A 23775-nucleotide genomic window follows, 5' to 3' on the forward strand; every position below is an offset into this window, starting at 1 on the left:
CAAGTTTCGTGTGGGCGCGATGTGGGCGTAAACGGGATAACTCACGACCCGGTTTGCGCCCTCAAAAAGTTATTCTTGATTGCCAGGCAACATGCCACACACTATGCGAGCGGTTGTGCGAACGCCAAGCCGCTGATTCACATAGGTATACAGGGGTTATCCACAGGAACGTGCCGCCCTTGTTAACTTCTACTACGTATACATACGGTAAACCGTAAACCTGAAGCTGGTGCTACCGCTATCGGCATGAAAAGCGGGAAAGGCGCTGTCGCGCTGTCTGGCCGCTACACTCAGTGGCGTCGCCATGGCGACGGTCATTTTTTCCGTATCGTCAGCGAAAACGGGCGCAATTACCGGCAACGCCTGGCTTCATCGGGTCAAGTGGGACAATTGCAAAAAAGCTATGGCACAATCGCCGTTCTTTTCCGCGTCAAGCGCCAGACAAGCTGCACCAATTGGCCGACGCGTCCACGGAACGGATGCCGCCTGAACTGAATCTCAGTCCTCAGGACAGCCGGCAGCGTTCGTTCACCCAACCCGGGCGCTGACAATCCATAAGAACGCGCCTGGACCGGCTGTTCGCCGCGCAAGCGGCACCGGTGCGAGGTTTCCCGCTGTCATTCGCCGCCATCTGGCCGCTGCCATCGCTGGCTGCGGGCCTGCGCGTCGCCGGATGACAGCCTCGCGCCCGGCTCGCCGCATATTCGCCACGCATGTGTTATGTCTGCGAGGCACGCGGCTTGCCTGTGAGCCGGGCCGTAGCGGTACTCGTACGTCGGACAGCTGGACTTGTCTTCTGCCGGCCGGAGCGGGCTTGAATGCGCCATCCGGTCCCCTGCAAGAAGGTGTTGCCAAGGAGAAGCCTTCACGATGAAGTCGGCGTTTTCGTTCTTTCCCGCGTGGCCGTTGCACCCCGACGGCATTTTCTGGGCCGGGCTCGCGCTGCTCGCTGCCGGTCTGTGCGGCGAGCTCTGTTATCGCGCCTGGCGTCTGCCGCGGATTTCGGGTTACGCGATCATCGGCCTGATAGCCGGCTCGGCGGGCTTTGGCGTGATCGACATTGACACGGCCAATGCCGCGCGGCCCGTGCTCGACGTCGCGCTCGGCCTGCTGCTGTTCGAACTCGGCAGCCGGCTCGATCTGCGCTGGATCCGCCGCAATCCCTGGCTGATCCTGTCGAGCCTCGCCGAGGCGTCGCTCACGTTCGTGCTCGTGCTCGCCGTCCTGCTGTTTCTTTCCGTGCCCGCCATGGTGGCGATCGTGGTCGCGTCGATTTCCATGGCCACGTCGCCTGCCATGGTGATCCAGCTCAAGACCGAGTTGCGCGCCGAAGGGCAGGTCACGCAGCGTCTCATCACGTTGACCGCGCTCAACAGCATGTACGCCGTCGTGATCGAAAAGCTCGCATCGAGCTGGTTGCACCAGGAAATCTACGGCAACGTGTTCGCCACGATCCTGCAGCCGCTGTATCTGCTGGTTGGCTCGATCGTGGTCGCCTATGTGCTCGCGCGCGCCTGCACCTTGTTCTACCGGCGCCTGAGCCCGCAGGACGAGCATTCGTTCGTGGCGCTGTTCGGCCTCGTCCTGCTGGCGATCGCCGTTGCGCATCTGCTCAAGCTCTCGACCATCCTGAGCCTGCTGGCCGCGGGCATCATCGTGAAGAACCTGGAAGTGCGCCCGCAGCTGTGGCCGCAGCACTTCGGCACGGCTGGCTGGTTGCTCACCGTGATCCTGTTCGTGCTGACGATGACCACCTTCGAGTGGCACAACATCCTCGTCGGCGGCCTGGCGGCGGCGGGGCTGATCGTCGCGCGCCTGGTGGCCAAGCTCGTCGGCGTGCTGATCTTCGCGAAGCCCAGCGGACTTGAGCTCAAGCAGGGCATTGCGCTCGGGGTGGCGCTCACGCCGATGTCGGCGCTCGCGCTGCTGCTCATGGAGGACACCTACGATCTGTATCCGGGCTTCGACCCGAGCCTGCGCGCGATCATGATGTGTGCAATCGTCGTGTTGCAGCTGCTCGGCCCCTGGCTCGTGTACCGCGCGCTGGCGCTCGTCGGCGAACGCGGCGAGCAATGATCGAATGAACGCGGCGGCCGCGCGCCGCCGGAAACACCGCCCGTCACGTGTGCCGCCGCCGCTTTTTCGAGCGAGCGGCGGCGCGTGGCGCGGCCGAATGAGGGGACGTCATGTCACTGGAAACTTTTGTCGATTCGAAGCCGTTCACCTTCGGCGTCGAGCTCGAAATGCAGATCGTCAACACGCATGACTACGATCTGACCAAGGCGGGCAGCGATCTCATGCGCCTCATCAAGGATCAGGAGATTCCCGGCAATATCACGCCCGAAATCACCGAAAGCATGATCGAACTGTCCACCGGCATCTGCACGCATCACGAGCAGGCCGTGGCCGATCTGCGCAAGATCCGCGACGTGCTGGTGGCGGCGGCCGACCGTCTGAACGTCGGCCTGTGCGGCGGAGGGACGCATGCGTTCCAGCAATGGAGCGACCGGCGCATCGTCGATACGCCGCGCTTTCAGTACCTTTCCGAGCTGTACGGCTATCTCGCCAAGCAGTTCACGGTGTTTGGCCAGCACGTCCATATCGGCTGTCCGGATGCCGATAGCGCGCTTTTTTTGCTGCACTCGCTGTCGCGCTTCATTCCTCATTTCATTGCGCTGTCCGCGTCGTCGCCCTATGTGCAGGGTGTGGACACCGGATTTCATTCTGCACGACTGAATTCCGTGTTTGCGTTTCCGCTGTCGGGTCGTGCGCCGTTCGTGCTGAGCTGGGAGGAGTTCAAGGAATACTTTTCGAAGATGGTTCACACGGGCGTTGTCAACAGCATGAAAGACTTCTACTGGGACATTCGCCCGAAGCCCGGTTTCGGCACGATCGAAGTGCGCGTGATGGACACGCCGCTGTCGGTCGAGCGCGCGGCGGCGATCGCCTGCTACATCCAGACGCTCGCGCGCCATCTGCTGGTCGACCGGCCGATCCAGCCGCTGGAGGACGACTACCTCGTCTACACGTTCAACCGCTTCCAGGCGTGCCGTTTCGGCCTCGCGGGCACGGTCGTCGATCCGCAGACGGGCGAGCGCCGCACCATCTCCGAGGACATCCTGGCCACGCTCGACAAGATCGCGCCGCATGGCGACGCGCTGGGCTCGACGCGCGCGCTCAGCGAAATCGGCACGATTGCACGCTCTCAGAACAACGACGCAAGCTGGCTGCGCAGCGTGGTCGCCGACGAAAAGTCGCTGCACGAAGCGGTGCGGCAGCAATGTCTTCGCTGGCGCGCGTGACAGGAAACGCGCCGTGCGGGCGGTGATATCCGGTCATGTGCGCGTGGCGCGTCAAGAATCCGTTAAGAGCGAAAGAGGGCAGCCCGAGGGCTGCCCTCGTTGCTTTTGGCCCATGAATGCCGGCTCCCGTGCGTCAGAACACCTCGCCGAAGCCCACAATGGAGTTTTGCGCGGGGTCACCCAAAGATTTTTTTGTCCCAGGCAAGATACCAGGGGGAGCTTATTTTTTTGATCTTTGCGCGGTTATGGGCAATAGTGTGCAAAAGAGGCTCTGCTGGCCTGTGGGTAACCGCTGAAATGCCTGCAAACTCAAGGGCCTGGAGCATACGCGGTGGTTTTCGTCGTGCTTGCCTGGCAGGCCAAAATGCACGACAGGCGACATACGGATCCCGCGAAGATTGCGCATCGTCAAGAACCTGTCCACATATCATTAGCGTACTTACCAACGGGTTATCCACAATTCCCGTTTGATAAGTTAGCTGTGCGATTTGCTACTCTCGCATAGAATGTCGGTTTGCTGCGCAGGCAAGGCGTTACGAAGGAAGCGCCGGGCCTGCCAGGCGAAGAAAAATGACTGTTCGCAGTCCGCGTCGCAGTCCGCGTATGTGGCAGTTTTCGGCGCGAGCGAAGCAGGAATTTTTTGAGATGGTGTGGACGATTCGCTGAGAACGTCCGCAAGGTTTCCCACAAAGCCGTCGGCACATTCGGCGGCTGACGATGCAGCGCAAGCTGCCAAATAACCAGCGAAAGACTATGAGCGAAGGCGTATACGGAGAGCAGGCAGCCGGGCGGGTGACCCATAGCCTGCTGCGACTTAGCACGGCAATGCGAAGCCAGGCGTGGGACTGGGCTGAAGGCGCAGGCCTCACGCCGACCCAGGGCGAAATTCTCGTGCTGCTGATGCAGCGCAAGGGGCCGATGCGCCTCGGCGAGATCGCCCGCGAGACGGCACTGACTGCCGCAACGACCAGCGATGCAGTGAGCACGCTCGAAACCAAGGGTCTCGTCGAAAAGCGCCGCGCGCTCGACGACGGCCGCGCACTGGCCGTGCGTCTGACCGCGCGTGGCCGTACGGCTGCGAAGAAGGCCGCGCAATGGCCGGACTTCCTGTCGAAGGCAGTGGGCACGCTGCGCGCAGACGAGCAATCGGCGTTCTATCGCACGTTGCTCAAGACGGTCTATGTGCTCGAGTCGCAGGAAGCCATGCCGCAGCACCGCATGTGCCTCTCGTGCTCGCACTTCGAGCCGAGCAAGACCCCCAAGAAGACGCCGCACAAGTGCGCGCTGCTGGGCATCCAGATGTCCGACACCGATCTGCGTCTCGATTGCTCGGTGTACGAACAGGCTGACGCGACGACCCAGAAGAAAAACTGGAAGATCTTCGCAGCCTGATCTCACCCGGTAGCACGCGCAGCGCCCACGAAGCCTGCCGCTCGCCTGCATGGCGCCGCGCCGTTCCTCTGTGGACGGCGGTGTGCGCGGTGTGGCGGCCATGAACGGTTTCGTGGAACAGGCGCCAGCGGGCAGGCGCTGCGTCCACGACGCATCGCGCCCGCGCCAGGCTGTCGCAAGCGCTTGCCATGCGTGCTTCTCACCTGTACCCGATGTGCGTCCGGCATGACGCCGGCGCCGCGCGTCGAATTGTGTAGCTGACCCAGGGATTTGCCGATGAATCGCGAAGTATTGGCCATTCGCCACGTATATTTCGAGGACCTCGGCAGTTTCGAGCGCGTGCTCGGCGATCGCGGGCGGCCGGTTCGCTATGTCGATGTCGGCTTCGCCCGTGTCGGCGCGCTCAATCCCACCTCCGCGTCGCTCATGGTGATCCTTGGCGGGCCCATCAATGCCTGCGACGACGCTCGCTATCCCACACTTGCACCCATCGCCGCGCTGATCGAAAAGCGGATTGCGGCGGGACTGCCCACGCTTGGCATTTGCCTGGGTGCGCAGTTGATTGCGCGCGTGCTCGGTGCGCGCGTCTATGCGGCGGATCACAAGGAAATCGGCTGGACGCCGCTCACGTTGACCGATGCAGGCCGCGCTTCGCCGCTGCGTCATGTGGATGGCGCATCGACGTCGATGCTGCACTGGCACGGCGATACCTTCGATTTGCCGCCGGGCGCGACACGTCTTGCGTCGACGCCGCTGTGCGAGAACCAGGCGTTCGCGTGGGGCGACAACGTGCTCGGGCTGCAATGCCATCCCGAAGTGCGCGCCGACCGTTTCGAGCCCTGGCTGATCGGCAACGCGGGCGAACTCGACGCTGCGGGCATCGACATCAACGTTCTGCGCGCCGAGACTGCCCAGCACGCGCCGCGTATGGAAACCCAGGCGAGCCTGATGTTCCACGAATGGCTCGATGTGCTCGACAAGCAGGCTGCCGGCACAGCGGCCAGGCAGCCGTAGGCGTCGTCCCGGCCGCCAGGTCGCAAAGCCGCAAAGCCGATCACACGTTGTTTGTTTTCGTCAGCCGCCCGCAGGCCGACGAGTCGGGCCGATAAGTCCAACGTGGCCCTGCCTGCACGCCCAGAGGCCTTGAAAGCGCCTGTCAAAAGCGCGTGCTATTCTCGGACGCTCCCCACCACCGTCCGCATTCCCTGCCCATGAGCACGCTCTTTTCTCCGCTCACGCTGCGTGGCGTGACGCTCGCCAATCGCATTGTCGTTTCGCCGATGTGCCAGTATTCGGCCGAGCGCGGCGAAGCCAATGACTGGCACATGATCCACCTCGGTCATCTCGCGCTTTCGGGCGCCGCGATGCTGTGCATCGAAGCCACGGCCGTCGAGCCCGATGGCCGCATCACGCCAGGCGATCTCGGCCTTTGGGACGACGCCACCGAAGCCGCGCTCGAACCTGTGATCGCCGCAATCCGCCGTTTTTCGCCTATCCGCATCGCCATGCAGATCTCGCATGCGGGCCGCAAGGCATCGAGCCACGTGCCCTGGGAAGGCGGTCAGCTGATCAGCGTCGCCGATGGTGGATGGCTGCCGCATGCGCCTTCGGCGTTGCCGCACAAGGACGACGAAACGCCGCCGCTCGCGCTCGACACCGCCGGTTTGAATCGCGTGCGCAATGCGTTCGCGGCGACTGCGCGGCGCGCGGCGCGACTGGGTATCGACGCGCTCGAAATCCACTGCGCGCACGGCTACCTGCTGCATCAGTTTCTCTCGCCGATCGCCAATCAGCGCACCGACGAATACGGCGGCTCGCTCGAAAATCGCATGCGTTTCCCGCTCGAAATCTATGACATCGTGCGTGCGCAGTTTCCCGATGACCGGCCCGTTGGCGTGCGCGTGTCGGCGACCGATTGGGTCGAAGGCGGCTGGACGCCCGACGATACCGTCGTCTTTGCGCAGGCGCTCAAGGCGCGCGGCGCGGACTGGATCGACGTGTCTTCGGGCGGCGTGTCGCCGCTGCAGAAGATCCCGCTTGAGCCCGGCTATCAGGTGCCGTTCGCACGCAAGGTGAAGCAGGAAACCGGCATGACGACGATTGCCGTGGGCCTCATCACCGACGCGTTGCAGGCCAACCAGATCATCGAAGACGGCGAGGCCGACATGATCGCGATGGCGCGCGCGATGCTCTACGATCCGCGCTGGCCGTGGCACGCTGCCGCGCAACTCGGCGCGACCGTGAGCGCGCCGCCGCAGTACTGGCGCTCGCAACCGCGCGAGCTCAAAAAGCTGTTCGGCGATACGACGCTTGGGCAGCGCTGAACGCGAGGCTCACGCGTGGCGTGTGCAATGAGCATGCACGATGTGTGGCCAGGCAGTGCGGCGAGTGTTGTGCGCTGCACGTAGCAGGTTGAACGAAAGAGGCGCGAGCGTGTACGATGCCGGTTGTGGCGCGCCTCGGATTGGCCTCGATTGCTGGTTCAGTTCGTGCACGCTCACGAGCGCGGCGCCGACAAGGCGCCGCGTTTGCGTGGAGCGCGGCATTTTCTGCACGGCGCGACGCGCGCAACTTGTCGCGGTATGCGTGAGCCGCGAGCGGGAACATCTCCCCAGTCCCAGTACTTCACAAGGATTCCATCAATGAGTGTACGCAGGATCGTCGTGCGCCAGTCGGGCGTACACGGCAAGGGCGTATTTGCAGCCGATGCGATCGAGGCCGGCGAACGGCTGATCGAATACAAGGGCGAGCGCATCTCGTGGAAGGAAGCATTGCGGCGTCATCCACATAATCCCGACGAACCGAACCACACCTTCTATTTCGCGCTCGACGACGGCGACGTGATCGACGGCAAGGTCAAGGGCAACAGCGCGCGCTGGATCAACCACTCGTGCGCGCCGAACTGCGAAGCCGAAGAGATCGAAGGGCACGTCTACATTCACGCGCTGCGCGACATCGAGCAGGGCGAGGAACTGTTCTACGACTACGGTCTCGTGATCGACGCGAAGCAGACGAAGAAGCTCAAGCGCGAATACGAATGCCGCTGCGGCGCAGGCAAGTGCCGCGGCACGATGCTCGCGCCGCCCGACGATAGCGACGGCAAAGCCAAGGGCAAGAGCGCGAAGAAGGGCAAGAAGAAGAAATGATGCGCTGACGCTGAAGCTTGCGTTTCAGCGTGACCGGAAAGCACATGGGCCGCAAATGCGGCCCATGCTTTTTTGGTCGGTCGACTCAGGTCAACGCAGGTCGACGTAGGTCAATGCAGGTCGATCAGAGATCGATCGGCGCCTGATGCGCAGGCTTCTTCGCCGGTTCTTCGCTGTGAGCGCTGTCCATTGCGCTGATCGTGCGCTTCACAGGCTCGCCTGGGCGCTTCATGTTGAGCGGCACGCGCACGATGAAACGCGCGCCGCCTTCGGGCGCATCTTCATAATGCACGCTGCCGCGATGCAGGGTCATGATGTCGTGCACGATCGCGAGACCGAGACCCGCGCCGCTGTCGACGCCGCTTTCGCTCTGGCCGTCGCCGCGGAAGAAGCGCTTGAAGAGATCCGCCTGCTGACCTTGCGGCACGCCGCGACCGTTATCCTCGACGATGATTTCCGCCATCGGCACACCGTCCGCGATCGTCTGCGAAACCGTCACGGTGATGCGCCCGCCATCGGCGCGTGCGGGCGGCAGGTACTTGAGCGCGTTATCGAGCAGGTTCGCGATGACCTCGTGCAGCAGCACGGGATTGCCGCGCACCATCAGCGGCGTATCGTTCTCGGGATCGTCAAGGCGCTGGAAGCCCAGGTCGACGTGCCACGCGAGCGCACGCGGCACCCATTCCGCGCCGGTTTCGAACGCGAGCGCGGCCATGTCGATATCCACGAAACGGGCGGCCTGTTCGCCAGGCTCCGCGCGCGCGAGCGACAGCAGCTGATTGGACAGGCGCACGGCGCGGTCGGCGGCGGCGCGCAGTTCGCGTACGGCGTCGCTGACCTTTTGCGGTTCGCGCGCGTTCACGGCCTGCTCGGCGTGCAGCTTCACGGCGGTGAGCGGCGTGCGCAACTGATGCGCGGCATCGGCGATGAATTTGCGCTGGCCGTCGAGTGCGGTCTTCAGGCGGCCGAGCAGCGCGTTGAGCGCGCCCGTGAGCGGGCGGATCTCGACGGGCACATAGGTCTCGTCGACCGGCTCCAGCGACGTGTGCGTCTGCCGGTTGAGCGAATCGGCAAGATCGGTGAGCGGGTTGAGTTGCTGGTTGACCACGCGCCACACGATCACCCAGCCCGCGAGCAGCAGGAGCAGCAGCGGCATCATGATCGCCACGAGGAATTCGGCGGCGATGCGAAAGCGGTGGTGCACCGGCTGGCCCACTTCCACGACGATGGGGTTGCCGTGCGGCTGCGGCACGCGCACCTGGGCGACGCGCACGCTCACGCCTTGATATAGGGTCTCGAACACGTACGCATAGTGCATGCGGCGCACGTTGGTGCCTTGCAGCGGCAGGTCGTGATCGCCAGCGATTTCCGTTTCGCCGTTGCTGATGCGGTAGACGAGATGCTCGACGGGGTCGGAGAACATCGCCTGGGCAAGCGGCGGGACGGTGACGGGTGCATCCGGGCCGGCAATCTGGATCTGTTTCGAGATCGCGGTGGCGAGGTCGGCGAGCGAGCGATCGACCACGTGCTGCGTGTACTGCCACGCGAGCCAATAGGCGATCAGGCCGCTCATCAGCGCGAGCAGTGAGAGTGGGGCGGCGAGGCGGCGCAGCAGCGTACGGCGCAGGCTCGTTGCGGCCGGGAGGGACATGATCGGTTCAGGCTCAGGGTAGACGTGGGCGCGGCGCCAGGAAGGCGAGCCACGCGGGGCTGAACCATTTTACGCGGGTGGACGCCCGTGCGGCAGAGACTGGGTCTCGCGGCGCGGTAGCGGGGTAAGACGGGGAGGGAGAGACAGGCGCCTCGCGTTCGGGCGAGACGCCTTGTAGAACCGCAAAAGGCTTAAGCGGCCTGGCGGATTTCCTGCAGCAGGTAGCCGAAGCCACGCACCGTGACGATCTCGACACGGCAGTTTTCGAGCTTCTTGCGCACGCGGTGCACGTAGACTTCGATCGCGGTGTCGCCGAGATCGCCGCCGAAGTGCGTGAGGTGGTCTTGCAACTGGGCCTTGCTCACGACGCGGCCATGACGCAGCAGCAGCATTTCGAGCACGGCGAATTCGCGCGGCGAGAGCTCAAGCGGCTTGTCGTCGTTGAAGATGCGGCGGTCGACGCCCGACAGGCGCACGCCGCCGAGCGACACTTCAGGACGCGGCACGTCGCCATGCGGGCCGCTGCGGCGCATCACGGCGCGGATGCGCGCTTCGAGTTCTGCCGGTTCGAACGGCTTGAGCATGTAGTCGTCGGCGCCCGAATTGAGGCCTTGCACACGGTCATTAAGCTCGTCGCGCGCGGTCAGCACGATCACGGGCGTATGCCGGTTGCTTTGACGGAAGCGCGACAGCAGCGTCATGCCGTCGATGCCCGGCAAGCCGAGGTCGAGGATCACGAGCTCGTGACGGTTCTGCGTGAGAGCCTGTTCGGCGAAGATGCCGTCGTGGACCATGTCGACCGTGAAGCCGGCTTGTTCGAGGCTGGACTGGATGCCGCGTGCGATGGGGCGGTCGTCTTCGATCAGAAGGAGTCGCATGGGATTCGCTCAAGTACAATGGGTTTAGCGTTCAGGCACGCAGTTCGCAAGCGCCGCTTGTTTGTGAAACGACACAAAATCGGCAGCGCAGCGACTGAGCGGCGCCGCGTGCAACGGTTGCACGATCACGACCAACATGTCCGATATCTCCATCACCGAACTCGAAGCCGCGATCAACTTCTGGCGCGACCGCTCGCCTTCGAGCGGCGACGAACTCGCGTTGTGCCAGGAGGCAAGTGCGCTCTCCCGGCCATATGCGCTGCTGATTGTACAGCGTCAGAACGTCTTCTCACCGGAACGTTTAGACCCTCACGCACGCATTGCCTGGGAGTCTTACGTGTCCCTCAAGAAAGGCCTTCAAAGCTGAAGGTTTCGACGTCCGATACCCTGCATTATGCTTTCATTGCAGCGCATGTGCCCGTTGCGCGCCGTGCGCACCCTTGCCTAACGCACGACGCATCCATTGCGCTTACTTGCGCGTTCTCCGGATATACCCAGGCGCGCGGCGCCCGACCCGACGATCAGGTCGTGAGCGGGCCCGGCGCGATCGAATCGATGAAGCTCGCGAGTTCGATGTCGCGCGTCGTGAGGCCGTCGGCTTCATGCGTCGAGAGCGTGATTTCCACGCGGTTATAGACGTTGAACCACTCGGGATGGTGATTCATTTCCTGCGCCTTGATCGCTACGCGCGTCATGAAGCCGAACGCTTCGTTGAAGTCGGCGAAACGGAAGTGACGCTGGATGGCGTCGCGGCCCGCGACGGCTTGCCAGCCATGCAGGCCGGCCAGTTGCGAGGCGCGCTCTTCGGAGGTGAGTCGGTTGATCATCTTGGCACCTGTATGCGCTATATGCGTTATGCGTTTCATGTTTCGTAGCCGGCGATTGAACGCGCGCTTGCACGCTTGCGTGCTTGCGCTCATTCAACGCGCGCCGGAACGATGATTGATTCTTCCACGGATGGACTGGACGTGCTGACGACGCCGCGCCGACTGCGGCAATCGGCGTAGTCGGTACGTCGGGTGGCTTGCGTTGACGCAAGCGCGACGCCGTTTAAAAAAGCGTTTAAACGTCGCCGTCCTCAAGCCAGCCTTCGCGCGTGCCGCGTGTGTAGACCGTGTCGCTCGCCAGCACATCGCCAGCGCCATGCGGTTGCAGGGCGATGAGCGGCGCGGGGTCGCCCAGACGCGCCGCAATGCCCGCGCCGAGAGCGTCGAACAACTGCGCGAACGAGTCGATCACGAAGTAGGACTTCTGGAATGTGTCGATGCGATAGCGCGTGCGCAGCACGCGATCGAGGTCGAACGCGAGCCGGTTGGGCGCGGCGCTTTCCACGCTGTAGAGCGATTCGCCCTTGCTCGACACAATGCCCGCACCGTAGATCTTCACGCCATGCGCGGCGCTGGCGTCGCGCAGCAGGCCGAATTCCACCGTGTACCAGTAGAGCCGCGCGAGCAGCGGCAGGGCGGATTCGTCGACGGCGAGCGCCGCGCGTCCGTATGCGTGGATCGCATCGGCGAAAACGGGATCCGTGAGCAGCGGTACGTGGCCGAACAGGTCGTGGAAGCAGTCCGGCTCCTGGAGGTAGTCGAGCTGGTCGGGGCGACGCATCCACCAGGTCACCGGAAAGCGCCGGTTGGCCAGGTGCTCGAAGAAAATGCGATCGGGCACGAGACCCGGCACGGCGACGATGCGCCAGCCCGTGGCGGCCATCAGGCGCTCGCTGACGGCCTCGAAATCGGGCACGTGCGCGACGTTCAGGCCGATGCGCTGCGCGCCCTCGATGAAGGCGTCGCAGGCGCGGCCTTCGAGCAAGGCCATTTGCCGCTGGTAAAGCTGATCCCAGACCGCGTGATCGACCGCGCCATAGCGCTCGCGCGGCTGGTCGATGGTGAAATCCGCACGGGTTTCCAGGCCCGCATCGAATTGTTCCTGCAGTTTGGCGGTGGCGGCGATGGCCATTGTTTGACGCTCCACTAAAAGCAACTTGCTGACATGTGCTGACAGGAAAGTGTAGAGCGGAGTGCGTGCGGGAGGTGCGCGTTTCGGGTGTCTTATCGGCTTGTCATGCGATAATCGTGCATCAAATAGTTATTCAATGCAGGATATTTTCATGCTCGAACTCGATCACTTCGATCTCGCGCTGCTCGACGTATTGCAGCGCTTTGGCCGCGCCACCCATCAGCAACTGGGCGAGCAGGTGCCGCTCTCGCCGTCGCAGATCGGCAGGCGCTTGCAGCGGCTGGAGGCGTCGGGCGTGATCGACGGCTATCGCGTCGTGCTGCGGCCCGAAAAGCTGGGTCTGGGCGTCACGGCGTTCACGAGCCTGAAGTTGAAGCACCACGGCGATTCGATCATCGAGCAGTTCCAGCAGCAGATCGACGTGCTGCCGGAAGTGCTCGAATGCCATGCCGTGGTGGGCGACGCCGATTACCTGCTGCGTATCGTGGCGCCGGACTTGAACGCGCTGTCGTCGTTCGTGATGAAGAAGCTCATGCGCGTGCCCGGGGTGGACAGCGTGCGCTCGAACATCGTGCTCACGACCTTCAAGCGCAATGGCCCGCTGCCGCTCGGGCATCTGGAGCCGGGCGCGGCGCCGCTTTGAAGGCGCGCCGCGCGGTTGCCGCGTTGTTGCCTGGCCTGGGCGGTTTCAGGCCGCTTGAGCCGGCGTATTGAGCAGGTCGACGTAAGCCACGGCTACCAGGTCGCTCTCGTCCACGCCGAGCTTCTTGAACACGGCGGCCGCTTCGGCTTCGCCGCCCTGCTCGTCGTCATCGGGCGCGAGCACCACTTCCAGTTCGACGAAATCGCCCAGCCCGTCCACGCGATCCAGGTGGATACGGGTGCGGCCCGCCAGGTAGACGTGGCGCTCCTTCGAGACAATGCCGCGCGTGGTCAGGGCCGTGGCCAGCAGCGAGTGCATGGCTTCGGCGTTCGTGACGGGGCTGCGCGTGTAGTACGAGGCCTTGGGGCCGTCGCGGTCGTCGCGCTGGTAGAAGATCAGTTCGGCCGGCGTGCCGTCGTCGAACTGACGCAGCTTCAGGCGTCCGCGCGGCACATCGTAGAAGAAGTCCTGCTGGCGAAAGATCAGCGGCGCATCGGATGCGAGCTGGGCGGCGCGCTCGCGCAGGGCGTCGAAGTGACGGGCGCGGGCTTTGATTTCGATGTTGCGGGCCATGCAAGGCTCCTGTTGGAACGAGGGAACGATGGGCGAGGCTCGAACGCGCCGCAGCGAACCTCCCGCAGGGAGCATGCAAAAAACGCGGCGCGAATGTCGAATCTAGCAAAACTTGCGTGACCGCGCTGTTACATCGATGACAGTTTCATCGATTGCCGATGCCGGGCGGTTAAGGTCAGACGTAATGCAGCGATGCTCCACGTTCATGAGCGGGGCTCATATCGTCCACTGTGTTTCGATGGCCTTGAGCGCCGCTGCAATGGCGGGCTCGTCGCGGCGGTCGGCGCGCGTGATGAAGGTGAGCTCGGTCGGCACCGTCACGCCTTCGACGATGGTGAGCGCGTGCGCATGCGCCTCCGCGATGGCCGTGGCGTCGCGAGCGAGGGTCAGGCCCACGCCCGATTTCACGAGGTCGAGCATCGACGGTTCCTGATCCACTTCCGCCACCTTGTTGGGCTTCGCGCCTGCCGCTTCGAACAGTCCCGACAACAGGCGGTTGTGCGCAGACGCAGGCGGCGTCCAGATCCACGGCAACGCTGCTAGCGCACGCCAGTCGCGTGCGCCTTTCACGCGGTCTTTCCAGCCGGCGGGCGCGAGCACGCGGTACTGGAAGCGGGTGAGCGTGAGCGTATGGAACACATCCGCATCGGGCGCGGGCTGGCCGATGTAATAGCCCACGTCCAGCTCTCTCGCGCGCACCTGGTCGAGCACCCAGCCCGACATGCCGTGGCGCAGCGCCGTTTCGATCTGCGGCCAGGTTTCCACGAGCTGGCGCAGAAAGCCGCCCAGGCGCAGAAACGCCGGATCGAGGATCGTGCCGATGCGCAGCGTGCCGCGAACTTCATGACGCAGCGCATCAGCGGCGCGTTGCACGTCGCTAGCGGCCGCTAGCGCGCGCTCGGCGTGCGGCAGCAGCGCCTGGCCGTCGCGCGTGAGCGCGAGTCCATGCGCGGTGCGCGTGAAGAGCGTGACGCCCAGCGTCTCCTGCAGATGCTTGATCTGCAGGCTCACGGCGGGCTGCGTGAGATGCAGATGGGTGGCTGCGCGCGTGAGCTTGCCCTCGCGCGCGACCGTCACGAACGCCCGTAACAAGGTCAGATCCATGCACTGATATTAACGCGCCTTATATCGCATTTGAGGATTAATCATTGGATCGGCGCGGGGCCGTGAGATTACGCTTGAGTCCGATCTGCGCATCTTGCGCAGGCCAGCGCGCCTGGCGCGCGACCAGATAAACCTCCATCGAAGAGGGATACATGAGCGAGACACATCGAAGCGAGGCGCCCGTGCGCGACCTCACGCATTTCGTCAATGGCCGTGCACTGGAATCGACCAGCGGCCGCTACGCCGACGTCTTCAATCCCGCCACTGGCGCAGTCAGCGCCCGCGTGCCGCTCGCGAGCGTGGCCGAAGTCGATGCGGCCGTCGCCGCCGCGCAGGCCGCGTTTCCCGCCTGGAGCGAAACGCCGCCCATCAAGCGCGCGCGCGTTCTCTTCAAGTTCAAGGAACTGCTCGACCGTCATCACGACGAACTGGCCGAACTCGTCACGCGCGAACACGGCAAAGTGTTCTCCGACGCGAAAGGCGAGGTGATGCGCGGCATCGAAATCGTCGAATTCGCGTGCGGCATTCCCAACCTGCTCAAGACCGATTTCACCGACCAGATCGGCGGCGGCATCGACAACTGGAACCTGCGGCAGCCGCTGGGCGTCGTCGCGGGCGTGACGCCGTTCAACTTCCCGATGATGGTGCCGTGCTGGATGTTTCCGGTCGCGCTGGCGTGCGGGAATACCTTTGTGTTGAAGCCTTCGGAGCGCGATCCTTCGGCGTCGCTGCGGCTTGCGGAACTGCTCAAGGAAGCGGGCTTGCCCGATGGCGTCTTCAACGTCGTGCACGGCGACAAGATGGCCGTCGACGCGCTCATCGCGCATCCCGACATCGCCGCGCTGTCGTTCGTCGGTTCCACGCCGATCGCCGAATACCTCTACACGGAAGGCACGAAACACGGCAAGCGGGTGCAGGCGCTGGGCGGCGCGAAGAATCACCTCGTGGTGATGCCGGACGCCGATCTCGACCAGGCCGTCGATGCGCTGATCGGCGCGGCCTATGGATCGGCGGGCGAGCGCTGCATGGCGATCTCGGTGGCGGTGGCCGTGGGCCATGTCGCCGACGAACTGATCGAGCGCCTCACGCCGCGCGTAAAAGCGCTCAATATCGGCGACGGCATGAACGAGGCGTCGGAGATGGGGCCGCTCGTGACGGCGGCACATCGCGCGAAGGTGCAGGGCTACATCGATGCGGGCGTCGCCTCGGGCGCGAAGCTCGTGGTCGATGGGCGCGGCCATACGGTCGCCGGTCGCGAGAACGGTTTCTTCCTCGGCGGCACGCTGTTCGACGACGTGAAGACCGATATGTCGATCTATCGCGAGGAGATCTTCGGGCCAGTGCTTTCGGTCGTGCGCGTGCCCGATTTCGCGAGCGCGGTCGAGCTCATCAACGCGCACGAGTTTGCCAATGGCGTGTCGTGTTTCACCTCCGACGGCGGGGTGGCGCGCGCGTTCTCGCGGCAGATCAAGGTGGGCATGGTCGGCATCAACGTGCCGATTCCGGTGCCGATGGCGTGGCATTCGTTCGGCGGCTGGAAGCGCTCGCTGTTCGGCGACCATCACGCGTATGGCGAGGAAGGCGTGCGTTTCTACACACGCTACAAGAGCATCATGCAGCGCTGGCCGGACAGCATCGCCAAGGGCGCCGAATTCACCATGCCGGTGGCGAAGTAAGCGGGGCGCGTCATCATGTCAGCCACTCATGAGGCTTCAGGCGGGCGGCGCGTCGAAGGGGACTTCGATTACGTGATTGTCGGCGCGGGGACGGCGGGCTGCGTGCTCGCCAACCGCCTCACGCAGGACCCCGACGTGAGCGTGCTGCTCATCGAAGCGGGCGGCAAGGACGACTATCACTGGATCCATATTCCCGTCGGCTATCTGCACTGCATCGGCAACCCGCGCACGGACTGGCTGTACAAGACCGCTGCGGAGAAGGGGCTCAACGGGCGCTCGCTGTCGTATCCGCGCGGGCGCGTGCTGGGCGGATCGTCGTCGATCAACGGCATGATCTACATGCGCGGCCAGCGCGAGGACTACGACAACTGGGCGCGCGTGACGGGCGATTCGGGCTGGTCGTGGGACGCGGTGCTGCCGGTCTTCAAGCGCAGCGAGGACTACCACGGCGGCGCGAACGAGTTCCACGGCGCGGGCGGCGAATGGCGCGTGGAAAAACAGCGCCTCAAATGGAAGATTCTTGAAACCTTCGCACAGGCCGCGCAGGAGCAGGGCATTCCCGCGACGAACGACTTCAATCGCGGCAATAACGAAGGCGTCGGCTACTTCGACGTGAACCAGAAGCGCGGCGTGCGCTGGAATGCGTCGAAGGCGTTCCTGCGTGCGGCGATGAAGCGGCCCAATCTCACCGTCGTAACGGGCGCACTCACCGAGCGCGTGATCTTCGAAGGCAAGCGTTGCGTGGGCGTCGATTATCTGGCCCAACCCGCTGGCGTGCCGTATCGCGCCCGTGCGCGCTGCGAGGTGATTTTGAGCGCGGGCGCGGTGAATTCGCCGCAATTGCTGGAGCGCTCCGGCATTGGCGATGCCGCGCGCCTCGCGCAGCTTGGCGTGCAACTCGTGCAGGATCTGCGTGGCGTCGGCGAGAACCTGCAGGATCATCTGCAGTTGCGCATGGCGTTTCGCGTGAACGGCGTGCGCACGCTCAACACGGCGTCGGCGCATTGGTGGGGCAAGCTGATGATCGGCATGGAGTACGCGCTGCTGCAAAGCGGGCCGATGTCGATGGCGCCTTCGCAACTGGGTGCGTTCGCGAGATCGGATACGAGCGATCCAGGGCTCGCGCGTCCCGACTTGCAGTATCACGTGCAGCCGCTTTCGCTCGATCGCTTCGGCGAGCCGCTGCATCGCTTCAATGCGTTCACCGCGTCTGTGTGCAACCTGCGGCCCACGTCGCGCGGCAGCATTCATGCGGTTTCCGCGCGCGCCGAGGACGCGCCCGCGATCGCACCGAACTACCTCTCGACCGAACACGACCTGCGCGTGGCCGCCAACGCGTTGCGTCTCACGCGCCGCATTGCGGCGTCGGCGGCGCTTGCGCGTTATCAGCCGCATGAAATCCTGCCGGGCCTGGCGTTCCAGAGCGAAAGCGAGTTGCGCGAGGCGGCGGGCAACATCGGCACGACGATCTTCCATCCGGTGGGCACCTGCCGCATGGGCCGCGCCGACGACGCCGATGCCGTGGTCGATGCGCGTCTGCGCGTGCGCGGCGTGCAGGGCTTGCGCGTGGTGGATGCGTCGGTGATGCCGTTCATCACCTCGGGCAACACGAATTCGCCCACGCTGATGATCGCCGAACGCGCCGCGCAGATGATGCGCGAGGATCGGCGTGCAACGACGGGTGTGTCCGTGAATACGCAGGACGTGGCTCGCGCGCCCGTCGCGCCCGTCGGCTGAAGCGCGCGCTTAACTGTGCGCGTCGGCCCGCGGTGGCTGAGCGACGCGCAGCAAAGCGGGTGTTTCGGAGCACTATCCAGGACACGCGCCGCGTCGGCGGCGCGTGTGCTTTTGCACGTCCACGGTGCAGGTGCAACGTATTTAACTTGCGTGCATCGTGCTGTCATCGGGCGTCTATTTGACGCTAAATCGCCGGGCGGAATTTCATACGAATTGCCGCTCACCCGTAAGTGCAAATCCCAATGATTGCGCTGCATCAATGGCGAGACAATGGCGCGGAATGACAAAAGCGGGGGAGGCATGCGCCGGAACATGGCGCGTCATGCATCGTCGTGCGCGACTGAAGCACGCACGAACCCATCGAAGCCAGTCGAAGCATCAGCCTTTACTTCGCGTGGAAGGGAACATGATTCTCGGCGACACGATTCTGGAGACGCGCGGCCTCACGAAACAGTTCAAGGGCTTTACGGCCGTGAACGGCGTGAACCTGCGTGTGTGCCGCGGTTCGATACACGCGCTCATTGGGCCGAACGGCGCGGGCAAGACCACTTGCTTCAATCTCCTGACTAAATTTCTCGTGCCGAGTGCGGGGCGCATCGTCTTCAACGGCATCGACATCACTAACGAGCGGCCCGCGCAGATCGCGCGGCGCGGCATCATCCGTTCGTTCCAGATTTCGGCGGTATTTCCGCATCTGACGGCGTTGCAGAACGTGCGCATCGGCCTGCAACGGCAGCTGGGCACCGCGTATCACTTCTGGAAAAGCGAGCGTACGCTGGCCGAACTCAACGATCGCGCGATGGACTTGCTCACCCAGGTCGGCCTCACCGATTTCGCCGATGTGCCCACCGTCGAGCTGGCCTATGGGCGCAAGCGCGCGCTTGAAATCGCCACGACGCTGGCGATGGAACCCGAACTGATGCTGCTCGACGAACCGACCCAGGGCATGGGCCATGAGGACGTGGATCGTGTGACGGCGCTCATCAAGAAAGTGTCGACGGGTCGCACGATCCTGATGGTCGAGCACAACATGAACGTGATCGCGGGCATCTCCGACACCATCACCGTCCTGCAACGCGGCGAGGTGCTGGCCGAAGGCAGTTACGCTGAAGTCTCGAAGAATCCGCTCGTCGCCGAAGCCTATATGGGCAGCGCCGACGCGGCGCTCGCAGGGGCGCACGCATGAGCACCGTGACCGAACAGCGGGGCGACCAGGAAGCGGTGGCCGGGGAGGGCGAAAGCGCGCTGGAGATCGCGGGCTTGCAGGCGTGGTACGGCGAATCGCACATCCTGCATGGCGTCGATCTATCGGTGAAGCGCGGCGAAGTCGTGACGCTGCTTGGGCGCAACGGCGCGGGTCGCACGACAACGCTGCGCGCGATCATGGGCCTCACGGGACGGCGCACCGGGTCGATCCGTGTGGGTGCGCGCGAAACCATCCAGATGCCGACCTATCGCATCGCGCATTGCGGAGTCGGCTATTGCCCCGAGGAGCGCGGCATTTTCGCGAGCCTGTCTTGCGAAGAGAACCTGCTGCTGCCGCCGGCCATTGGCGCGAAAGGGGGCAAGGGCGGCGTTCAGGGCATGTCGCTCGACGAGATCTATTCGATGTTCCCCAATCTCGCGGAGCGGCGTCACAGCCAGGGCACGCGCCTGTCCGGCGGCGAGCAGCAGATGCTGGCCGTCGCGCGCATCCTGCGCACCGGCGCGAACCTGCTGCTGCTCGACGAGATTTCCGAGGGCCTCGCGCCCGTCATCGTGCAGACGCTCGCGCGCATGATCATCACGCTCAAGTCGCGCGGCTACACGATCGTGATGGTCGAGCAGAACTTCCGTTTCGCGGCGCCACTTGCCGACCGTTTCTATGTGATGGAGCACGGGCGCATCGTCGAGCGCTTCGGCATCGCCGAACTCGAAGGAAAAATGCCCGTGCTGCACGATCTGCTTGGGGTCTAGTTTCCCGATTAGCACGACGCGCGGGCGCTTGCGCCACGCGACGGCTGCTGTTGTGTCCTGTTTTGCCTTGCCTGAATAACAACGCTGCATCACAACGCCACCAGTGAAGGAGACAGCAATGAAGAAAACCACGTTCGCGCGGCTCGCGGCCTATGCAGCCGCCACGGCAGCGGCTACGGCGCTTTGCGCGGGGAGTGCGCAGGCCGCGAACGACGCGGTGAAGATCGGCTTCATCACCGACATGTCGGGACTCTATGCGGACGACGACGGCCAGGGCGGCCTCGCGGCGATCAAGATGGCGGTCGCGGACTTTGGCGGAAAAGTGCTCGGCAAGCCCATCGAGATCGTCTACGCCGATCACCAGAACAAGGCCGATATCGCCGCGTCGAAGGCGCGCGAATGGATGGATCGCGACGGCATCGACATGCTGCTCGGCGGCACCAATTCGGCGACCGCGCTGGCGATGAACCAGGTCGCCCAGGAGAAGAAGCGCGTCTACTTCAACACGGGCGCGGGCACCGATGCGCTGACCAACGAGCAATGCACGCCGTACACGATCCACTACGGCTACGACACGGTCGCGCTCGCCAAGGGCACGGGCCTCGCGGTGCTCAAGCAGGGCGGCAAGTCGTGGTTCTTCCTGACCGCCGACTACGCGTTCGGCAAGTCGCTCGAAAAGAACACCGCGGACGTGGTGAAGGCCAACGGCGGCCAGGTGCTGGGCGAAGTGCGCCACCCGCTGTCGGCATCGGACTTCTCGTCGTTCCTGTTGCAGGCGCAGGCGTCGAAGGCGCAGGTGCTCGGCCTTGCGAACGCGGGCGGCGACTCGGTCAACGCGATCAAGGCGTCGAAGGAATTCGGCATCACCAAGACGATGAAGATCGCCGCGCTGCTGATGTTCCTGCCCGACGTGAAGAGCCTCGGGCTCGACACGACGCAAGGCCTCGTGCTGACGAGCGGCTGGTACTGGGATCAGAACGACGCGACGCGCAAGTGGGCGCAGCGCTACTTTGATCAGAACAAGAAGATGCCGTCCGAGCTTCAGGCCGCCGATTACTCGGTGGTGACGAACTACCTGAAGGCGGTGCAGGCCGTCGGTTCGACCGACTCCGACAAGGTGATGGCGCAGCTCAAGAAGACGAAGATCAACGACTTCTACACGAGCAACGGCTATATCCGCCAGGACGGTGTGCTGATTCACGACATGTACCTGGTCGAAGTGAAGAAGCCGTCCGAGTCGAAGGGGCCGTGGGATCTCTACAAGGTCGTGCAGACGATTCCGGGCGAGCAGGCCTACACGACGAAGGCCGAATCGAAGTGCGCGCTGTGGAAGTAAGCATCGCAATCTTCATCGGGCCCACGCGCGCGACGTGAGGGGCCGTCAATACGGGGTGGCATGCGGTGCCCGGCGCAGCGTTTCGCGCCAGGCGCCGCATGAGTACGTACACCGTTGTTATCAGTGCCTTCAGAGGCGGTTTTCATGACGATCTTTGGCGTTCCGCTTCCGGCAATGCTCAGCCAGCTGTTGCTCGGGCTTGTGAACGGCTCGTTCTACGCGATTCTGAGCCTCGGCCTCGCCATCATTTTCGGCATGCTCAACGTGATCAACTTCGCGCACGGCGCGTTGTTCATGCTGGGCGCGATGCTCACATGGATGGGCCTCGCGTATTTCAACCTGCCGTACTGGGTGATGATTTTCGTCGCGCCGCTCGTGGTGGGGTTGATCGGCGTATTGATCGAGCGCTCGATGCTGCGCTGGCTGTATCGGCTCGATCATTTGTATGGACTCCTGCTGACATTCGGGTTGACGCTCGTGGTCGAAGGCGTGTTCCGCTCGATCTATGGTGCGTCCGGGCAGCCCTACGATGTGCCCGATCTGCTTGCGGGCGCAACCAATCTGGGCTTCATGTACCTGCCCAACTATCGCGCTTGGGTCGTGGTGGCGTCGCTGGCCGTGTGCTTCGCGACGTGGTTCGTGATCGAGAAAACACGGCTGGGCGCGTACCTGCGCGCGGGCACGGAAAACCCCAAGCTCGTCGAGGCGTTCGGCATCAACGTGCCGCTCATGATCACGCTGACCTATGGCTTCGGCGTGGCGCTCGCCGCGTTTGCGGGCGTGCTGGCCGCGCCCGTAATCCAGGTGTCGCCGCTCATGGGGCAGCCCATGATCATCACAGTGTTCGCCGTGGTCGTGATCGGCGGGATGGGGTCGATCATGGGCTCGATCCTCACCGGGCTGATGCTCGGCGTGATCGAGGGTTTCACGCGCGTATTCTGGCCGGAGGCGTCCGCGACCGTGGTGTTCGTCATCATGGCGATCGTGCTGCTGGTTCGCCCCGCTGGCCTCTTCGGCAAGGAACGGTGATGCAAAGAAAAGTGCTCTATGCGCTGCTGCTGATCGGTCTGGTCGCAGCGCCTTTTGCGGGCGGCTATCCGCTCTTCGTGATGAAGGTGCTGTGTTTCGCGCTCTTCGCCGCGGCGTTCAACCTGCTCATCGGCTATACGGGGTTGCTGTCGTTCGGGCACGCGATGTTTCTTGCGAGCGCGGGTTACACCACCGGCTACGCGATCCAGTCGCTCGGTTTCACGCCGGAGCTGGGCGTGCTGGGCGGCACGGCGGTGGCGACGCTGCTGGGCATGATCGTCGGCCTTTTCGCGATCCGGCGGCAGGGCATTTACTTCTCGATGGTCACGCTCGCGCTCGCGCAGATGGTCTACTTCGTGTTCCTGCAAGCGCCGTTCACGCACGGCGAGGACGGCCTGCAAGGCGTGCCGCGCGGCAAGCTGTTCGGGCTGCTGTCGCTCGACTCGGATATCGCGCTCTATTACGTCGTGCTGGTGGTGATGGTGCTGGCGTTCATGCTGATCGTGCGCATCGTGCATTCGCCGTTCGGCCAGGTGCTGGTGGCGATCAAGGAGAACGAGCCTCGCGCGATTTCGCTGGGCTACGACACCGACCGCTTCAAGCTGCTTGCCTTCGTGCTGTCCGCGGGGCTTGCGGGGCTGGCCGGATCGCTCAAGGTGCTGGTGCTGGGCTTCGAGACGCTCGGCGACGCCTACTGGACGATGTCCGGCCTCGTGATCCTGATGACGCTCGTGGGCGGCATGGGCACGCTGTTCGGGCCGCTGCTGGGTGCGGCGCTGATTGTCGCGCTCGAAGACCGGCTGGGCGATATCGGCACCGCGCTGGCCTCGGTGACGGGCGTGGACTGGTTCCGCTCGCTGGGTGAGTCTGCAACCATCGTCACGGGGCTGATTTTCATTGCCTGCGTGCTGGCGTTCCGGCGCGGCATTGTCGGCGAGATCGTGGCGCGGGTGCGGCCGCTGCGCGCCTGAAGTGTCTCTGAGGTGTCTGATTGATGCGTTATGGAGGCTTGCTTCACGTGGAAATTCGCGTGAGAATAAGCGCCTTCGTGTGCGACCCACACGGCCTCCGGATGCGTCGAAGGAATGCGACAAATCTGTGTCAGTGCGCCCCAATTCGGTGCCGCACTGCACCACTAGGGTAAATGCTAGTTGCCCGTCGGGGGTGCGAAAGTTAAAGTTTCACCTAGTTCTGATGCACCGAATTTGCAGGTGGAGAACGAGGAGACAACTGAGGCACAAAGTGCCCGGACAAGGAAGCGCAGTTGGATGAGAGTCCAACTGCGCTTTTAATATTCAAGCTTTGGCTCATATCGCCAAGGCGCCTCGTTCTCCATTCTCATCCGTCCCCCCTCCGTTTTATCCCCCTTTCTGCTGTTCTCTGGCATTCGCCA

At 63.9% G+C, this 23775-nt stretch carries 21 protein-coding genes; 15 read left to right on the forward strand and 6 right to left on the reverse strand.

Annotation, left to right across the window (positions count from 1 at the left end; translation table 11 throughout):
* Positions 1–870: 870 nt before the first annotated feature.
* The 6 genes from BBA01S_RS08020 to BBA01S_RS08045 all read left to right on the forward strand — a co-directional run bounded on the left by BBA01S_RS08020 (position 871) and on the right by BBA01S_RS08045 (position 7840).
* The gene (locus BBA01S_RS08020; protein WP_027815967.1) at positions 871–2076 is read left to right on the forward strand and encodes a cation:proton antiporter; all 1206 of its coding nucleotides are present in this window, start codon (positions 871–873) and stop codon (positions 2074–2076) included.
* 110 nt (positions 2077–2186) lie between these two features.
* Entirely contained in the window at positions 2187–3302 is a 1116-nt protein-coding gene (locus tag BBA01S_RS08025; RefSeq protein ID WP_027815968.1) for a YbdK family carboxylate-amine ligase, read from the forward strand.
* A gap of 753 nt (positions 3303–4055) precedes the next feature.
* Complete coding sequence (locus BBA01S_RS08030) at positions 4056–4694, forward strand: MarR family winged helix-turn-helix transcriptional regulator (RefSeq protein ID WP_027815969.1); 639 nt, start codon at positions 4056–4058, stop codon at positions 4692–4694.
* A gap of 276 nt (positions 4695–4970) precedes the next feature.
* Positions 4971–5708 (forward strand): glutamine amidotransferase, encoded by a 738-nt coding sequence (locus BBA01S_RS08035; RefSeq protein WP_027815970.1) that lies wholly within the window; start codon positions 4971–4973, stop codon positions 5706–5708.
* Positions 5709–5905: 197 nt separating this feature from the next.
* Positions 5906–7018 (forward strand): NADH:flavin oxidoreductase/NADH oxidase, encoded by a 1113-nt coding sequence (locus tag BBA01S_RS08040; RefSeq protein WP_027815971.1) that lies wholly within the window; start codon positions 5906–5908, stop codon positions 7016–7018.
* Between the two features lie 318 nt (positions 7019–7336).
* Positions 7337–7840 (forward strand): SET domain-containing protein, encoded by a 504-nt coding sequence (locus BBA01S_RS08045; protein WP_027815972.1) that lies wholly within the window; start codon positions 7337–7339, stop codon positions 7838–7840.
* A gap of 124 nt (positions 7841–7964) precedes the next feature.
* Here BBA01S_RS08045 and BBA01S_RS08050 read toward each other — a convergent pair whose 3' ends face one another.
* Together BBA01S_RS08050 and BBA01S_RS08055 are read right to left on the reverse strand one after the other, a co-directional pair.
* Positions 7965–9491, reverse strand: coding sequence for a sensor histidine kinase (locus BBA01S_RS08050; protein ID WP_027815973.1), 1527 nt, complete (start codon positions 9489–9491; stop codon positions 7965–7967).
* 191 nt (positions 9492–9682) lie between these two features.
* The gene (locus BBA01S_RS08055) at positions 9683–10369 is read right to left on the reverse strand and encodes a response regulator transcription factor (protein WP_027815974.1); all 687 of its coding nucleotides are present in this window, start codon (positions 10367–10369) and stop codon (positions 9683–9685) included.
* A 136-nt stretch (positions 10370–10505) separates the two neighbouring features.
* Here BBA01S_RS08055 and BBA01S_RS08065 point away from each other — a divergent pair, with 136 nt between their 5' ends.
* Positions 10506–10736 carry a DUF3717 domain-containing protein gene (locus tag BBA01S_RS08065; protein WP_027815975.1) on the forward strand — a complete coding sequence of 77 codons (231 nt, stop codon included), beginning with the start codon at positions 10506–10508 and terminating at the stop codon, positions 10734–10736.
* 154 nt (positions 10737–10890) lie between these two features.
* Here BBA01S_RS08065 and BBA01S_RS08070 read toward each other — a convergent pair whose 3' ends face one another.
* On the reverse strand, positions 10891–11235 hold the full coding sequence (locus tag BBA01S_RS08070; RefSeq protein ID WP_281176948.1) for a 4a-hydroxytetrahydrobiopterin dehydratase: 345 nt from the start codon (positions 11233–11235) through the stop codon (positions 10891–10893).
* Positions 11236–11431: 196 nt separating this feature from the next.
* A complete protein-coding gene (phhA, locus tag BBA01S_RS08075) occupies positions 11432–12328 on the reverse strand; it encodes a phenylalanine 4-monooxygenase (RefSeq protein WP_027815977.1) in 897 nt (298 codons plus the stop codon).
* Positions 12329–12479: 151 nt separating this feature from the next.
* Here phhA and BBA01S_RS08080 point away from each other — a divergent pair, with 151 nt between their 5' ends.
* Entirely contained in the window at positions 12480–12971 is a 492-nt protein-coding gene (locus tag BBA01S_RS08080; RefSeq protein WP_027815978.1) for an Lrp/AsnC family transcriptional regulator, read from the forward strand.
* 45 nt (positions 12972–13016) lie between these two features.
* Here BBA01S_RS08080 and BBA01S_RS08085 read toward each other — a convergent pair whose 3' ends face one another.
* Positions 13017–13544: a class IV adenylate cyclase gene (locus BBA01S_RS08085; RefSeq protein WP_027815979.1), complete on the reverse strand. Its 528-nt coding sequence runs from the start codon at positions 13542–13544 to the stop codon at positions 13017–13019.
* 216 nt (positions 13545–13760) lie between these two features.
* Entirely contained in the window at positions 13761–14648 is an 888-nt protein-coding gene (locus tag BBA01S_RS08090) for a LysR family transcriptional regulator (RefSeq protein WP_027815980.1), read from the reverse strand.
* Positions 14649–14800: 152 nt separating this feature from the next.
* Between BBA01S_RS08090 and BBA01S_RS08100 the strand changes: the two genes are divergently transcribed.
* The 7 genes from BBA01S_RS08100 (at position 14801) to BBA01S_RS08130 (ending at position 23353) form a co-directional block, all read left to right on the forward strand.
* The gene (locus BBA01S_RS08100) at positions 14801–16324 is read left to right on the forward strand and encodes a CoA-acylating methylmalonate-semialdehyde dehydrogenase (protein WP_027815981.1); all 1524 of its coding nucleotides are present in this window, start codon (positions 14801–14803) and stop codon (positions 16322–16324) included.
* 15 nt (positions 16325–16339) lie between these two features.
* Complete coding sequence (locus BBA01S_RS40545; protein WP_042296364.1) at positions 16340–18061, forward strand: GMC family oxidoreductase; 1722 nt, start codon at positions 16340–16342, stop codon at positions 18059–18061.
* A gap of 406 nt (positions 18062–18467) precedes the next feature.
* Positions 18468–19247 (forward strand): ABC transporter ATP-binding protein, encoded by a 780-nt coding sequence (locus BBA01S_RS08110; protein WP_027815982.1) that lies wholly within the window; start codon positions 18468–18470, stop codon positions 19245–19247.
* A complete protein-coding gene (locus BBA01S_RS08115) occupies positions 19244–20017 on the forward strand; it encodes an ABC transporter ATP-binding protein (protein WP_027815983.1) in 774 nt (257 codons plus the stop codon). The genes BBA01S_RS08110 and BBA01S_RS08115 overlap by 4 nt, the downstream gene beginning before the upstream one ends.
* Before the next feature lie 118 nt (positions 20018–20135).
* Positions 20136–21353, forward strand: coding sequence for an ABC transporter substrate-binding protein (locus BBA01S_RS08120; protein WP_027815984.1), 1218 nt, complete (start codon positions 20136–20138; stop codon positions 21351–21353).
* A 144-nt stretch (positions 21354–21497) separates the two neighbouring features.
* On the forward strand, positions 21498–22382 hold the full coding sequence (locus BBA01S_RS08125) for a branched-chain amino acid ABC transporter permease (RefSeq protein WP_027815985.1): 885 nt from the start codon (positions 21498–21500) through the stop codon (positions 22380–22382).
* Positions 22382–23353, forward strand: coding sequence for a branched-chain amino acid ABC transporter permease (locus BBA01S_RS08130; RefSeq protein ID WP_027815986.1), 972 nt, complete (start codon positions 22382–22384; stop codon positions 23351–23353). Before BBA01S_RS08125 ends, BBA01S_RS08130 begins: the two co-directional genes overlap by 1 nt.
* Positions 23354–23775 lie beyond the last annotated feature (422 nt).

This window comes from Paraburkholderia bannensis NBRC 103871, assembly GCF_000685015.1.
GTDB lineage: Bacteria > Pseudomonadota > Gammaproteobacteria > Burkholderiales > Burkholderiaceae > Paraburkholderia > Paraburkholderia bannensis.

Bases quoted from the DNA above. Each gene is read 5' to 3' on its own strand.
- BBA01S_RS08050 (WP_027815973.1), bottom strand. From the start codon at position 9,491: ATGTCCCTCCCGGCCGCAACGAGCCTGCGCCGTACGCTGCTGCGCCGC.
- BBA01S_RS08110 (WP_027815982.1), top strand. From the start codon at position 18,468: ATGATTCTCGGCGACACGATTCTGGAGACGCGCGGCCTCACGAAACAG.
- BBA01S_RS08030 (WP_027815969.1), top strand. From the start codon at position 4,056: ATGAGCGAAGGCGTATACGGAGAGCAGGCAGCCGGGCGGGTGACCCAT.
- BBA01S_RS08080 (WP_027815978.1), top strand. From the start codon at position 12,480: ATGCTCGAACTCGATCACTTCGATCTCGCGCTGCTCGACGTATTGCAG.
- BBA01S_RS08100 (WP_027815981.1), top strand. From the start codon at position 14,801: ATGAGCGAGACACATCGAAGCGAGGCGCCCGTGCGCGACCTCACGCAT.
- BBA01S_RS08045 (WP_027815972.1), top strand. From the start codon at position 7,337: ATGAGTGTACGCAGGATCGTCGTGCGCCAGTCGGGCGTACACGGCAAG.
- BBA01S_RS08120 (WP_027815984.1), top strand. From the start codon at position 20,136: ATGAAGAAAACCACGTTCGCGCGGCTCGCGGCCTATGCAGCCGCCACG.
- BBA01S_RS08025 (WP_027815968.1), top strand. From the start codon at position 2,187: ATGTCACTGGAAACTTTTGTCGATTCGAAGCCGTTCACCTTCGGCGTC.
- BBA01S_RS08090 (WP_027815980.1), bottom strand. From the start codon at position 14,648: ATGGATCTGACCTTGTTACGGGCGTTCGTGACGGTCGCGCGCGAGGGC.
- BBA01S_RS08125 (WP_027815985.1), top strand. From the start codon at position 21,498: ATGACGATCTTTGGCGTTCCGCTTCCGGCAATGCTCAGCCAGCTGTTG.
- BBA01S_RS08035 (WP_027815970.1), top strand. From the start codon at position 4,971: ATGAATCGCGAAGTATTGGCCATTCGCCACGTATATTTCGAGGACCTC.
- BBA01S_RS08130 (WP_027815986.1), top strand. From the start codon at position 22,382: ATGCAAAGAAAAGTGCTCTATGCGCTGCTGCTGATCGGTCTGGTCGCA.
- BBA01S_RS08070 (WP_281176948.1), bottom strand. From the start codon at position 11,235: ATGAAACGCATAACGCATATAGCGCATACAGGTGCCAAGATGATCAAC.
- phhA (WP_027815977.1), bottom strand. From the start codon at position 12,328: ATGGCCATCGCCGCCACCGCCAAACTGCAGGAACAATTCGATGCGGGC.
- BBA01S_RS08055 (WP_027815974.1), bottom strand. From the start codon at position 10,369: ATGCGACTCCTTCTGATCGAAGACGACCGCCCCATCGCACGCGGCATC.
- BBA01S_RS08020 (WP_027815967.1), top strand. From the start codon at position 871: ATGAAGTCGGCGTTTTCGTTCTTTCCCGCGTGGCCGTTGCACCCCGAC.
- BBA01S_RS40545 (WP_042296364.1), top strand. From the start codon at position 16,340: ATGTCAGCCACTCATGAGGCTTCAGGCGGGCGGCGCGTCGAAGGGGAC.
- BBA01S_RS08085 (WP_027815979.1), bottom strand. From the start codon at position 13,544: ATGGCCCGCAACATCGAAATCAAAGCCCGCGCCCGTCACTTCGACGCC.
- BBA01S_RS08115 (WP_027815983.1), top strand. From the start codon at position 19,244: ATGAGCACCGTGACCGAACAGCGGGGCGACCAGGAAGCGGTGGCCGGG.
- BBA01S_RS08040 (WP_027815971.1), top strand. From the start codon at position 5,906: ATGAGCACGCTCTTTTCTCCGCTCACGCTGCGTGGCGTGACGCTCGCC.
- BBA01S_RS08065 (WP_027815975.1), top strand. From the start codon at position 10,506: ATGTCCGATATCTCCATCACCGAACTCGAAGCCGCGATCAACTTCTGG.